Annotated in this window: 10 protein-coding genes; 9 read left to right on the top strand and 1 reads right to left on the bottom strand. The window is 65.3% G+C overall.

Annotation, left to right across the window (positions count from 1 at the left end):
- Positions 1–109 precede the first annotated feature (109 nt).
- The 4 genes from SM755_RS01395 (at position 110) to SM755_RS01380 (ending at position 3,837) form a co-directional block, all read left to right on the top strand.
- The gene (locus tag SM755_RS01395) at positions 110–1,669 is read left to right on the top strand and encodes an MATE family efflux transporter (RefSeq protein WP_323171128.1); all 1,560 of its coding nucleotides are present in this window, start codon (positions 110–112) and stop codon (positions 1,667–1,669) included.
- A gap of 162 nt (positions 1,670–1,831) precedes the next feature.
- The gene (locus tag SM755_RS01390) at positions 1,832–2,473 is read left to right on the top strand and encodes a helix-turn-helix domain-containing protein (RefSeq protein WP_323171127.1); all 642 of its coding nucleotides are present in this window, start codon (positions 1,832–1,834) and stop codon (positions 2,471–2,473) included.
- A gap of 85 nt (positions 2,474–2,558) precedes the next feature.
- A complete protein-coding gene (locus tag SM755_RS01385; RefSeq protein ID WP_323171126.1) occupies positions 2,559–3,533 on the top strand; it encodes a hypothetical protein in 975 nt (324 codons plus the stop codon).
- Positions 3,534–3,558: 25 nt separating this feature from the next.
- Positions 3,559–3,837 (top strand): hypothetical protein, encoded by a 279-nt coding sequence (locus tag SM755_RS01380; RefSeq protein ID WP_323171125.1) that lies wholly within the window; start codon positions 3,559–3,561, stop codon positions 3,835–3,837.
- A 101-nt stretch (positions 3,838–3,938) separates the two neighbouring features.
- On the opposite strand, the gene SM755_RS01375 is transcribed toward SM755_RS01380, so the two are convergent.
- A complete protein-coding gene (locus tag SM755_RS01375) occupies positions 3,939–4,640 on the bottom strand; it encodes a phosphoribosyltransferase (RefSeq protein ID WP_323171124.1) in 702 nt (233 codons plus the stop codon).
- Between the two features lie 135 nt (positions 4,641–4,775).
- Between SM755_RS01375 and SM755_RS01370 the strand changes: the two genes are divergently transcribed.
- From SM755_RS01370 to mfnA, 5 genes are all read left to right on the top strand, one after another.
- On the top strand, positions 4,776–6,146 hold the full coding sequence (locus SM755_RS01370; RefSeq protein WP_323171123.1) for a hypothetical protein: 1,371 nt from the start codon (positions 4,776–4,778) through the stop codon (positions 6,144–6,146).
- A 119-nt stretch (positions 6,147–6,265) separates the two neighbouring features.
- Entirely contained in the window at positions 6,266–7,711 is a 1,446-nt protein-coding gene (thiC, locus tag SM755_RS01365) for a phosphomethylpyrimidine synthase ThiC (protein WP_323171122.1), read from the top strand.
- A gap of 66 nt (positions 7,712–7,777) precedes the next feature.
- Positions 7,778–8,707, top strand: a complete 930-nt coding sequence (locus SM755_RS01360) for a PhzF family phenazine biosynthesis protein (protein WP_323171121.1) — start codon at positions 7,778–7,780, stop codon at positions 8,705–8,707.
- A 132-nt stretch (positions 8,708–8,839) separates the two neighbouring features.
- Entirely contained in the window at positions 8,840–11,191 is a 2,352-nt protein-coding gene (ppsA, locus tag SM755_RS01355; RefSeq protein WP_323171120.1) for a phosphoenolpyruvate synthase, read from the top strand.
- Positions 11,192–11,263: 72 nt separating this feature from the next.
- Positions 11,264–12,484, top strand: coding sequence for a tyrosine decarboxylase MfnA (mfnA, locus tag SM755_RS01350; RefSeq protein ID WP_323171119.1), 1,221 nt, complete (start codon positions 11,264–11,266; stop codon positions 12,482–12,484).
- The last annotated feature ends 116 nt before the right edge of the window (positions 12,485–12,600 follow it).

The raw sequence follows: 12,600 nt of genomic DNA, 5'->3' as shown, positions 1-12,600 counted from the left end.
AAACGGTCCGGATTCTCGGGTGCACACACGCCCGGCGCTCTCGCCGTCGAGTGCAATACGGTACCACATCTCCCGAGTGGTCAAGTACGCCGCCCGACACTGTGCGGATATGTCTGCTGGCGCGACGGCGGACGAGAACTCCCTTACTGAAGGTGAACTCGTCCGACCGATGTTTCGGTTGGCCTGGCCGCTCGTCGTTATTCAACTGTTGCAGGTCGCCTACAACGTCGGCGACACGCTGTGGCTCGGGACGCTCTCGCCCGCCGCCGTCGGTGCGGTGAGCCTCGCGTTTCCGTTGCTCTTCTTGCTGATTGCGGTCGGAAGCGGGTTTACGACCGCCGGAGCGATCCTGATCGCCCAGCACACGGGGGCCGACAGCGATGAGGACGGGATCATCGCCGGGCAAACGCTGTCATTTATTTCGCTCGTCGCGGTCGGACTCGGTATTCTCGGATATCTACTGAGCGATCCGATGCTCGCCGCGTTACCGTCCGATCCCGACACCGAGGCGGCGATCATCCCGCTCGCCGCGGAGTACCTGGAGGTGTTCTTCCTCGGGTTGCCGTCCGTATTCGGCTTCTTCGTCTTCGTCGCGCTCATGCGCGGCTACGGGAACACGCGCGCGCCGATGCGAGTGATGTTCATCAGCGTCGTCATCAACGTCGCGATCGACCCGCTGCTGATCTTCGGGGTCGGCCCGCTCCCGCGACTCGAGGTTCAGGGAGCGGCCGTCGCGACGGTCATCTCGCGCGCTATTGCGACGGCGATTGGATTTTACCTGTTGTACTATACGGACACCGGACCGGCGATCAAGGCGTCACATATTCGGCCGCGCCTCGAGTACGTTCGCGAGATTACGCGACTGGGTGTTCCGACGGCGTTCGAGCAGTCGATGACGGCGCTTGCACTGGTTGCGATGATGGCGATCGTCGTCACGTTTCCGTCCGAAGTCGTCACCGCTTACGGGCTCGGGAACCGGCTGGTATCGCTCGCGTTCCTGCCGGCGCTCGGCATGGGACAGGCGACGGACTCGATCGTCGGCCAGAACCTGGGTGCAGGAATGGCGGATCGCGCAAAGCGGGCCGTCTGGATCGCTGCGGGGGTGATCGGGTCGATCATGTTCGTCGCGGGCGTGCTCGCGTTCTTGCTGCCGGAACCGTTCGTCTCGGTGTTCCTGATAGCGGAGGCGGAAGGACGGGCGGCGACGATCGACTACGGTGTGACCTACCTGCGGTTCTCCGCGGTCGCGTTCGTCTTCATGGGCGTCATGCAGGTGGTTCAGGGCGCGTTCCGCGGCGCAGGGAACACGAAGACCGCACTCGCGTTCGCCGTCCTCGGCCTGTGGGTCGTCCGCGTCCCCGTCACCTACGTTCTTGCCTTCGTCCTCGATTGGGGCCCGACGGGCATCTGGGCCGGCGTCGTCATCGGCGATATCGTCGGCGCTATCGCGGCGACTGCGTGGTTTACCCGCGGAACCTGGACGGAGTCGATCGTCGACGAAACGAGCGAAACCGACTCCACGGACGTCGCGTCAGCGACTGCAGGCGAGGCGGGGACGGTCGGCCCGGACCGCGAAGCGGAAACGGGGACGGAATCGGAAACGGGAACAGGAACGAGAACGGACGCAGAACCCGACCCCACGCCGGATTCCGAATCGTTCGCGGAATAGTCGCGGGTGCCGACCACCGCTGGCACTGGTTCCCATCGCTGGCGAACCGGGTTGTCTCCGGCGGTCGAAATCGTCGCACTGCGTGGCGTTCACAAACTCAAAGGGATCTTTGAGTTTCACGTGCGAATATATTACCCCGGTGAAAACGGGACTGTAGGTACGATGAGCTCTCTCTTTCCGCTGAAACCATCGTCGGCATTGGACGACCGCGAAACCGAGCCGAAACTCGTCGAGTTCACCGAGACAGAAGCCGAACACATACTGTCATCCGTCTCGTCGACGACGGCGCGGACGATTCTCGCGATGCTCTACGAGGAGCCGCGGACGGCATCGGATATCGCCGATCGGATGGACGCCTCGGTGCAGAACGTCAGCTATCATCTCGAGCGCCTCGTCGAAGCGGATCTGATCGTCGTTGCCGGGACGTGGTACTCGAGCCAGGGACGGGAGATGGACGTCTACGCGCCGGCGAACGGTCCGTTGGTGCTGTATACTGGGGCCGAGCAGACGACGCCGTCGCTTTCGGGTGCACTGCAGCGAGTGCTCGGTGCGAGCGTGTTCGTGGGTCTCGTGAGTGCGCTCGTTCATACGCGGTGGAACGCACCGCAACCGGCACAGCCGAGACTGCTCAGTACCGCACAGCCACCCGAGCCGACGCTTCGCGAGTCGCTTCTCGAGTTCGCAACCGGGCCCGGCGGGTTCGTGCTCGGGGCCGGACTGCTCGCGATCGGGTGTTGGGTGGGCTACTGGTACTGGATGCGGTATCGACCGGCGACGCGGCGACGAGCCGCCGGCGGCGAGTGACCGGTGGAATTCGGGCGACGAACGGGACTCAAAGACGGCTTTGAGTTTGGGATAGTGGGAAGGACCTCCCACCGAACGGGACTGTATGGAACGACGAACCGTTCTGGCATCGATCGGAATCGGACTGACGACCGCGGCAGCCGGCTGTCTCTCTGAAACGGACGCGACGGCCGATCCGGGATCCGAGTCGGAATCGAACCCGGAATCGGAATCAACACCCGAAAACGACGACCGATCGCTGGCGACGCAGGCGGAGTCCGCACCCACCACCGTCGAGAGCGGGGCGACCGTGGATCGGCGCATCGGTGACGAGACGCTCGCGGACAGCGGCCTTCGGAAGCCGGTGCAGGTTGCCCTCACGAACCGAGCGAGCGAGACGCACACGCCCGCTCTCGTCATCGAGCGAGACGAAACGACCGTTCTCGAGGAATCGTTCGAACTCGGCGCGGACGCGGCGGTTCACGTCTCGCTCTCCGATCTCGACGAGTTCACCGTTCGCGCGACCCTCCCGGACGCCGAGCAGGCGGAAACGGTCACCGTCGGTCGCGATCAGTTCGACTGCAACGCGACGACGGCGACCATCGCCGTGCAGGACGACGGCACGCTCGAGTCGTCCGTCATCTCCACGCTCATGGCCTGCCGGGGAGTCGTAACGGCGACCGTCGAACGCGACGAGACGAACTCGACGACCGTCGGTGCCATGCCGGGTGCTTCCGAACAGGACGCAGCCGACGCCAAACACGGAGTCGTCGTTCACAATCCGACAGCACAGACCTGGACGACGCGTATCCTGCTCGAAGAATCGTCCGATCCGACCTTCGACGGCGTGTACACGCTCGAACCGGGTGCGACCGCCGAGATCGAACTCGCGGAGAGCGGCGAGTACGATCTCGACGTGACCGTCCTCGAAACGGACGCGACCGAACACGAACAGATCGGCGCGACGTCCTTCGATTGTAACACCTCGACGACGCAGGCTGAACTCGACGCGGCGGGAACGGTGGATCTAACGACGATATCGACGCGAATGGCGTGCCCCGATGACGAGTTCAGCGAGTAGCGTGATTCCGGATCGGTGGTAATCGATGTCGACTTCCGTCGAATCAACGGACCGTTCCGTCGGGAAGCGACTGCAGGAAACTGCCGTCGCCGGTGTGCGTGCGATCGCGTTCTGGATCGCGGTCGTGCTGCCAGTTGCGTACCTGCCGGTGCTGTCTACGCTGCTGTTGCCGAGATCTCTGACGGTTGTACCGCTCGATCCGTTCCTCGCGCTGGTCGCGTTGCTCGGAATACACGGGAGCTGCGTGCTTCTCGGACACGAGCACGCGCCCGGGTACGAGCGACGCGTCTCGTCCGTCCGTTGACTCGAGTTCGTGTCCGTCAGTCGACCGTCGTACGGATAGCGAGAGCGTGGTTCACCGGGCTGGTGACTGCAATCAGAGATGTCGAGGCGGTCGGCGAATCCCTACGAATCGCTACAAAGCGCCCACTGCCCGTGGTCGCGCATTTCGAGCAGTTCGCGACGTTCCATCTCCGAGAGAACCTCCGCGAGGCGGTTCGGCTGGGCGATTTCCATCTCGATCCGTTCGATCCCGTGGAACTCGGTGAGATAGTGGCGCAGCTCCTCCTGCGAGAACGTCTCCTGGTCGGCCTGCTCCATCGCGCTCGAGAGCAGGTCGATCATATCTTCGATGAAGTTCCAGGGGTAGACGACCCAGGTCCAGGTCTCGAGTTGTTCGCCGACGTAGTCCGGATCGAACTCGCTCGTCCCGAGCAGTTGCAAGGTCGCGGTGCGGACCTCGCCGGCATTGCGGTCCTCGACGTACTCGTACGCGCGTTTGATCGAGCCGCCGGTGTCGGCGATGTCGTCGATGATCAACACGTCTTTGCCTTCGACGCTTCCTTCCGGCATCGGATACCGAACGGTCGGCTCGCCCGACTTCTCCGCCGTCCCGACGTAGTGTTCCATCTTCAGGCTCGTCAGGTCGTTCAGGCCGAGGAAGTCACACAGACACCGTCCCGCGAACCAGCCACCGCGTGCGAGGGCGACGATGACGTCCGGTTCGAACTCGTCGCGGCGAACGTCGTCGCTGACATCGCGACAGAGGCTGTAAATGTACTCCCAGTTCGTAATCGTACAGTCGAAATCGTCCGGTAGATCGGACATCTGGTGGCCACCTACTCGGGACAGAATGGGGCGACCATTATAAGTGGGCTGAAAGACGCCTCGTTTATCCGCCTCAGATAACCGTGTAATAATATCCAGCTATATCTAACGGTATCACGAACGGTTACATGACTGATGCCCTCGACACCAGACTACGAGTTCTTACTCGAGTGCGAGAACGTGATCGGCGTCGACTACGACGAGGACGCAGAGCAACTCACGGTGTTCGTCTCGCAGAAGCGGCCGAAGTCGGCGCTCGACGCCGCGGACGACGTGGAAACCCGCCTGGCCGATGCCGGGGACGACGTGGACGTGACGGTCGTCGACGCGGGCTACGACGAGACGCGCGAAGGGTTCGACGCAATGGACGCGAACACCGAGACGGAGACGGGACCGATCGAAGCAGTCCCCGAGGCCGCGCCCGGTCGGCAGGACCGCCACCGGCCCGTCCCCGGTGGCGTCAGCGAAATCAACGCCAATTCGACGGCCGCCACCGCTGGGCCGTATCCGGCCCGCGTCGACGACCCGGAGGCGTCGGCCGCGCGCTGGCGCGAAGACGTGGCTGCAGGCGACCTCGTCCGGCTGGCGAACAACCACACCTACGCCCGCTCGAACGCGGCCGAATTCGGCGAGCTAATCCTCCAACCCTCGCCGCAGGACGGCGGCACCGCCGACGCCGACGTGGTCGGCGAACTCGTCGGCTACGTCCCGATCGCGGACGACGGGCGCGTCGATGTCGCCGCCCGCTCGGTCGATCCCGAACAGGAGACGGCGACGTACTACGAACTCGACGAGTCGTGGCCGACCGGCGTCTACCGGGACGACTACGCCGATCTCCGGGGCGAAACGGTAACGAAAACGGGCCGCACGTCGGGCGTCACGAGCGCCGAACTCGAGGCCACGAGCGCGAGCGTTCGCGTGGACATCGGCGATCAGGAGCCCGTGTTATTCCGCGAGCAACTCGTCGCCGGCCCCCTGTCGGAACCCGGCGACAGCGGCTCGCCGGTCTTTCTCGAGGATGGGTCTCTCGTCGGCCTGCTCTTTGCCGGCTCGAGCCAACAGACGATCTGCAACCGAATCGCGGCCGTCGAAACCGAACTCGGCGTCGAGGTGCTGACCGCCGAACCGGACGAGGAATCCGAGGGCGGTGCTGCACCGGAGCCGACGGCGTCCGTGCCGGTCTACACGACGACGATGGACCACACCATCGACGTGGATCTGGCGGTCGAGACGCCGTCGCCGACGCTCGACTCCCTCTCGTTCGGCGGCAAAATCCGGTCGGGCGACTCCGTCGACGTGACTGCCACGATCACCGCCGCGCCGGGGACCTACTGGCTCGCGATCGATGGGGAACGAACGACAGTGACGGTTCCAGAAACGGAGCGCGAGGCGGAAAACGAAACGAGGACAGCAGCGGCGACGGTCACGGTTTCGATACCCGACGAGCCCGACGACTCGCTGTCACTTCGTGTTCAGGGAGGGCCGGTCGGCTCGCTCGACCAGTAGCCAGCGCCGTTCGAGTTTTTGTCCAGTATTCCCCGTATTTCTACCATAGAGTGGGTTCTATCGGCGTATTAGCCTAGAAGGACAGTTATTTATAACTCGATAGTACAACCTAGTTATCGATGCCATCCACCCAGCTAGCAGCCGCCCGCGAGGGAACGGTTACCGACGAGATGGAACGCGTCGCCGACCGCGAGAACCGCGACCCCGAGTTCGTCCGCCAGCAGGTCGCCGAGGGACAGGCCGTGATCCCGGCCAACCGACACCACGACGCGCTCGATCCGATGACGATCGGCCGCGAGTTCGCCACGAAGGTCAACGCCAACATCGGCAACAGCGAGACGACGAGCGACCGCGACACCGAACTCGAGAAGCTTCACACGGCGGTTCACTACGGTGCGGATACCGTGATGGACCTCAGCACGGGCACCGATCTGGACGAGATTCGGGAGATGCAGATCGAGCACTCGCCGGTCCCGATCGGGACGGTGCCGCTGTATGAGGCCGTCAAGCGGGCCGGAAGCCCCGAAGACATCACGACGGAGTTGCTGCTCGACGTCATCGAAAAGCAGGCGAAACAGGGCGTCGACTACATGACGATCCACGCCGGGATCCTGGCGGAACACCTGCCGCTGACGGACGGCCGCACGACCGGGATCGTCTCCCGCGGCGGGTCGATCATGGCGAAGTGGATGGAAGAACGCGGCGAGCAAAACCCGCTCTTTCAGGTCTACGACGACATCTGCGAGATTTTCGCCGACCACGACGTGACGTTCAGCCTCGGGGACAGCCTCCGCCCCGGCAGTATCGCCGACGCCTGCGACGAGGCCCAGTACGCTGAACTCGACACGCTCGGCGACCTGACCCGGCGCGCCTGGGAATACGACGTGCAGGTGATGGTCGAAGGACCGGGCCACATCCCGATGCACAAGGTCGCCGAGAACGTCGAGCGCCAGCAGGAGGTCTGCGACGGCGCGCCCTTCTACGTCCTCGGACCGCTGGTGACCGACATCGCCCCCGGCTACGACCACATCACGAGTTCGATCGGCGCGGCGATGGCAGCCCAGGCCGGGGCGGCGATGCTCTGTTACGTGACGCCGAAAGAGCACCTCGGGCTGCCCGAGGAAGAGGACGTTCGCGAGGGACTGGCGGCGTACCGGATCGCCGCCCACGCGGGCGATATCGGCACCGGTCGGGAGGGCGCTCGCGACTGGGACGATGCGCTCTCGACGGCCCGGTACGAGTTCGACTGGCGCGAGCAGTTCCGCCTCGCGCTGGATCCCGATCGCGCGCGCGACTACCACGATCAGACGCTTCCGGGGGACAACTACAAGGAGGCGCGCTTTTGCTCGATGTGCGGCGTCGAGTTCTGTTCGATGCGCATCGATCAGGATGCGCGCGAAGCCGGCGAAATGAGCGACCTCGAGACCGAGACGGATCTCGACGCATCCCCGGCGGCCGAGGTCAATCTGCCGCCGGTCGGGACCCACGCCGGCAGCGGAGCGTCGGCGACTGAACTCGATTCGGTAGCACCGCAGCCGGAGACCGAGCCCTCGGAGAGCGACTGACGGGTAACGGGCCGCATCGACGCGACGAGTCAAAAGGCCGAAGACTCTGCGAGCGTATCTCCGAATATGCCCACCGATTCTGCCGCCGGGAGCGCGCGGACGACCCGCGTCCTGCAGGTCGACGCCTTCACCGACGAACCGCTGGCCGGCAACCCCGCCGGCGTCGTGCCGGCTGCCGACGACCTCTCGACGGCCCAGATGCAGGCTATCGCCGACGAGATGGCCCTCAGCGAAACGGCCTTCCTCCAAGAAAGCGACGAGGCCGACTACCGCGTGCAGTACTTCACGCCAACCCAGGAAGTCGACCTCTGCGGGCACGCCACGATCGGCAGTTTCGCTCACCTCCACGACGAGGGCCTCGAGTCCGGCACGACGACGCTCGAGACAAACGTCGGCGTGCTCGACATCGACATCGACGCCGACGGAACGGTCTGGATGACCCAGGATGCGCCCCAGATCCGCGAGGTCGACGCCGGATACGACCGCGTCGCCGACGCCCTCGGCGTCGAACAGGCCGCGCTCGAAGGGGCGCGCGACGACATCCCGCTCGCCGTCTCTTCGACCGGCCTCCCCTTCCTGATCGTCCCGATCACGTACCTCTCTGACCTCGGCAACGCGACGCCCGATATGGGCGCGATCGAAGACCTCGCCGACGAGTTCAGCGCGGCCGGCGTCTATCTCTTCACCTTCGACGCGCTCGACGCCGACTCGACGCTGCACGGCCGAATGTTCGCACCCGGGGCCGGCGTCCCCGAAGACCCGGTTACCGGCACGGCCAGCGGCGCTGTCACTGCCTACCTCGATCGCTTCGGCGCGTTCGACGACGACCTGCCCGCGGAACTCCGCCTCGAGCAAGGCCACTACGTCGACCGCCCCGGATACGTCCGCGCTGAACTCGACGGACCGACGGTCCGGGTCGGCGGTCGTGGTGTAACGGTACTCGATGGTTCGATTGCCGTTCCCGAGGACGACGAGGACGAGATTCTCGAGGCCTGAACCGTCCGCTTCCCTGGCGGAAACTACGGCGAAATTCGCCGCTCTGCGGAAGTGTTCATTCGGTTCTGAGTAGCGAATCGTGCGGATCGTTCGCAACCTTCTTTATCGGGTCCCCTGTCCACACAACTACAGATGGCTGTACTCTGGCTGGACGAAATCAACGCCGGCGATCTCGAGAAGGTCGGCGGCAAAGGCGCCTCTCTGGGCGAGCTTACCGGAGCCGGGCTCCCCGTACCGCCGGGCTTCGTCGTCACCGCCGGGACCTACCGGTCGTTCATCGAAGCGGCCGGCATCGACGAGGAACTGTTCGCGGCGGTCGATGTCGACGTCGAGGATTCGGCCGCGCTCGCGGACGCCGCCGACCGCGCGCAGGAACTCATCCTCGAGACGCCGTTCCCCGAGGACCTGCGCGAGGAGATCCTCGAGTCCTATTCCGAGGTCGGCGACGGGGACGCCTTCGTCGCCGTTCGCTCCTCCGCGACGGCGGAAGATCTGCCCGACGCCTCCTTTGCGGGCCAGCAGGAGACGTTCCTCAACGTCACCGAGGAAAACCTGCTCGAACGAGTTCGTGAGTGTTGGGCCTCCCTCTTTACGCAACGGGCGATCTACTACCGCCAGGAGCAGGGCTTTGATCACTCCGCGGTCAACATCGCGGTCGTCGTCCAGCAGATGGTCGACGCCGAGAAGTCCGGCGTGATGTTCACCAGCCACCCCTCGACCGGCGATCCGACGATGATCATCGAGGCCGCCTGGGGCCTGGGCGAGGCGGTCGTCTCCGGGGCCGTCTCTCCGGACAACTACGTCGTCAGCCGCGACGACCGCTCGGTCGAATACACCGTCGCCGAGAAGAAGGTGATGCACGAAAAAGACGAGGAAACCGGCGAAACCGTCGAAAACGAGGTCCCACAGGACAAACGGAACGCCCGCGTCATCGACGATGCGGAGATCGATACCCTCGTCGACCTCGGCGAACGCGTCGAGGATCACTACGACGATCCGCAGGACGTCGAGTGGGCGATTGCCGACGGTGAGGTCTTCATGCTCCAGTCGCGCCCGATCACGACGATCGACGACGAGAGCGCAGCCGACGCCGCCACGGGATCGGGTGCCGGCGGCGCGGACGCGGCACAGGGCCTCACCGACGGCAGCGGCGGCGTGCAGGCGGCCGGCGGCAGCGACGCCGAGGACTCGACCGCGGACGCTGGCACCGGCGACGTCATCGTCGACGGGCTCGGATCGAGCCCCGGCACGGTCAGCGGAGCCGCTCGCATCGTCACGAAACTCGACGACCTGGACAAGGTCAGCGACGGCGACATCATCGTCACCGAGATGACCATGCCCGACATGGTCCCCGCGATGAAACGCGCCGCAGGAATCGTCACCGACGAGGGCGGCATGACCAGCCACGCCGCCATCGTCTCGCGCGAACTCGGCGTCCCCGCCGTCGTCGGCACGACCAACGCCACGACCGTTCTCGAGGACGGCCGCGTTATCACCTTAGACGGCGACAAGGGCGCGATTCTCGAAGGCCAGAAAGTCGAGCCCGAAGAGGAGACCGAACCCGTCGAGGAGGTCCGCCCACAATCACCGGTCAAGCCGATGACCGCAACCGAGGTAAAGGTCAACGTCTCCATCCCCGAGGCCGCCGAACGCGCCGCCGCGACCGGCGCCGACGGCGTCGGCCTCCTGCGCATGGAACACATGATCCTCTCGCTGAACCAGACGCCCGCGAAGTTCATCGAGGAACACGGCGAGGACGACTACATTACTGAACTCGTCGAGGGCATCCGCGGCGTCGCCGACGAGTTCTATCCGCGTCCGGTCCGCGTGCGAACCCTCGACGCGCCAACCGACGAGTTCCGCCAACTCGAGGGCGGCGCGGACGAACCCGACGAACACAATCCGATGCTCGGCTACCGGGGCATCCGTCGCTCGCTCGATCGCCCCGACGTGTTCGCTCACGAACTCGAGGCGTTCCGGCGGCTCTACGAGATGGGCTACGACAACGTCGAGATCATGTTCCCGCTGGTCAACGACGCCGAGGACGTCTATCGGGCTAAGAAGCTCATGACCGAAGCTGGCATCGACCCCGAGAAGCGCAAGTGGGGCGTGATGATCGAGACGCCGGCCTCCGCGCTGGCGGTCGAAGAGATGGCCGACGCGGGGATCGATTTCGCCTCCTTCGGCACCAACGACCTCACCCAGTACACGCTCGCGGTCGACCGCAACAACGAACACGTCGCCGACCGGTTCGACGAACTCCACCCCTCGGTCCTGCGCCTGATCGGCGACGTGATCGAGACGTGTCGCGAACGCGATGTCGATACGAGCATCTGCGGGCAGGCCGGCTCCAAGCCCGAGATGGTCCAGTTCCTCGTCAACGAAGGCATCAACTCGGTCTCGGCGAACATCGACGCCGTCCGCGACGTCCAACACGAGGTCAAACGCGTCGAGCAGAAGTTGCTGCTGGATTCGGTTCGATAACCGTCCGAGCCCGGAACGGGTTCGAAATCCGACAACGCAACTACTAAACCGCCGACAGCCGACGTACGTGATATGCAAATCGAGCCCCAAGCGTTCGACCGGGTGCTCTCGTCGATGTGTACGGAGCCCCACCCGGTCGCACGCGAGGCGGCCGAACGATTTCTCGCGACGAACCCCGGCGACCCCGGGACGTATCCCGCGATTTCGTCACTCGAAGACGACGCAATCGAGCAGTTAGGCGAGATCGCCGGTCTCGCGGATCCAGCCGGATACGTCACGAGCGGCGGGACCGAAGCGAACATCCAGGCCGTCCGAATCGCCCGCGAACGCGCCGAGACGGCGACACCCACCGTCGTCATGCCAGAATCGGGTCACTTTAGCTTTCAGAAGGCGGCCACCCTGCTCGAAGTCGACCTCCAACTCGTCCCCACCGACGACGACCACCGGGCCGACCTCGAGGCCGTCCGCGCCTGCGTCGACGACGACACCGCCTTGATCGTCGGCGTCGCCGGTACCACCGAGTACGGCCGCGTCGATCCGATTCCCGAACTCGGCGACATAGCGCAGTCCGTCGACGCCATGCTCCACGTCGACGCCGCCTGGGGCGGGTTCGTCCTGCCGTTTACCGACCACGATTGGAACTTCGAGCACGCCCCCGTCGACACGATGGCGATCGACCCCCACAAGATGGGCCAGGCCGCGGTTCCCGCCGGCGGCCTGCTCGTCCGAGCGGAGTCCCTGCTCGACGAACTCGCCGTCGACACGCCCTACCTCGAATCGACCTCGCAGGCGACGCTCACCGGAACACGGTCCGGAGCCGGCGTCGCGAGCGCCGTCGCCGCGATGGACGAACTCTGGCCCGCCGGCTATCGCGAGCAGTATACCCGCTCGCAGGCCAACGCCGAGTGGCTCGCCGACGCGTTGACGGCGCGGGGCTACGACGTCGTCGCCCCCGAACTCCCGCTCGTCGCGGCCGACGTTCCCGCCGCGACCTTCGAGGCGCTTCGCGACGCGGGCTGGCGCATCTCCCGAACCGGCACCGACGACCTCCGCATCGTCTGCATGCCACACGTGACCCGCGAGATGCTCGAGGCGTTCGTCGCCGACCTCGACGACCTCGGCGGCCAACCGGGGACAGCCGGAACCGAAACCAGCCCCCGCCCGGCGGAGACCGGACCGGCAGGAGCGAACCTGAACTCGGCGAGTCCCAGCGGCGGCTCCGAGACGGACCAGTCACGGACGTGCCGGAACGGACCGACACCGGGCAGTCCCGGCGACTCGAGTAGCGACTGACCGGCGTGACGAAAGACGGCGGGAGACGGCTGAATACTGAATCGAATCGGTCCAACACACGTCACCGTTATAGAGCTCGACTACGTACGTGTGCCTACCATGACGACGCGTGCTGT

The organism is Natrialba sp. PRR66 (assembly GCF_034808065.1).
Classification (GTDB): Archaea; Halobacteriota; Halobacteria; order Halobacteriales; family Natrialbaceae; genus Natrialba; species Natrialba aegyptia.
Note: the sequence above shows the minus strand (reverse complement) of the source record. Positions and strands in the feature narration are given on the sequence as shown.

What these genes read in the sequence shown, in the direction of transcription:
- SM755_RS01360 (WP_323171121.1), top strand. Translation starts at nt 7,778, where the DNA reads ATGCCCACCGATTCTGCCGCCGGGAGCGCGCGGACGACCCGCGTCCTG.
- SM755_RS01395 (WP_323171128.1), top strand. Translation starts at nt 110, where the DNA reads ATGTCTGCTGGCGCGACGGCGGACGAGAACTCCCTTACTGAAGGTGAA.
- SM755_RS01385 (WP_323171126.1), top strand. Translation starts at nt 2,559, where the DNA reads ATGGAACGACGAACCGTTCTGGCATCGATCGGAATCGGACTGACGACC.
- thiC (WP_323171122.1), top strand. Translation starts at nt 6,266, where the DNA reads ATGCCATCCACCCAGCTAGCAGCCGCCCGCGAGGGAACGGTTACCGAC.
- SM755_RS01380 (WP_323171125.1), top strand. Translation starts at nt 3,559, where the DNA reads ATGTCGACTTCCGTCGAATCAACGGACCGTTCCGTCGGGAAGCGACTG.
- SM755_RS01370 (WP_323171123.1), top strand. Translation starts at nt 4,776, where the DNA reads ATGCCCTCGACACCAGACTACGAGTTCTTACTCGAGTGCGAGAACGTG.
- SM755_RS01390 (WP_323171127.1), top strand. Translation starts at nt 1,832, where the DNA reads ATGAGCTCTCTCTTTCCGCTGAAACCATCGTCGGCATTGGACGACCGC.
- ppsA (WP_323171120.1), top strand. Translation starts at nt 8,840, where the DNA reads ATGGCTGTACTCTGGCTGGACGAAATCAACGCCGGCGATCTCGAGAAG.
- mfnA (WP_323171119.1), top strand. Translation starts at nt 11,264, where the DNA reads ATGCAAATCGAGCCCCAAGCGTTCGACCGGGTGCTCTCGTCGATGTGT.
- SM755_RS01375 (WP_323171124.1), bottom strand. Translation starts at nt 4,640, where the DNA reads ATGTCCGATCTACCGGACGATTTCGACTGTACGATTACGAACTGGGAG.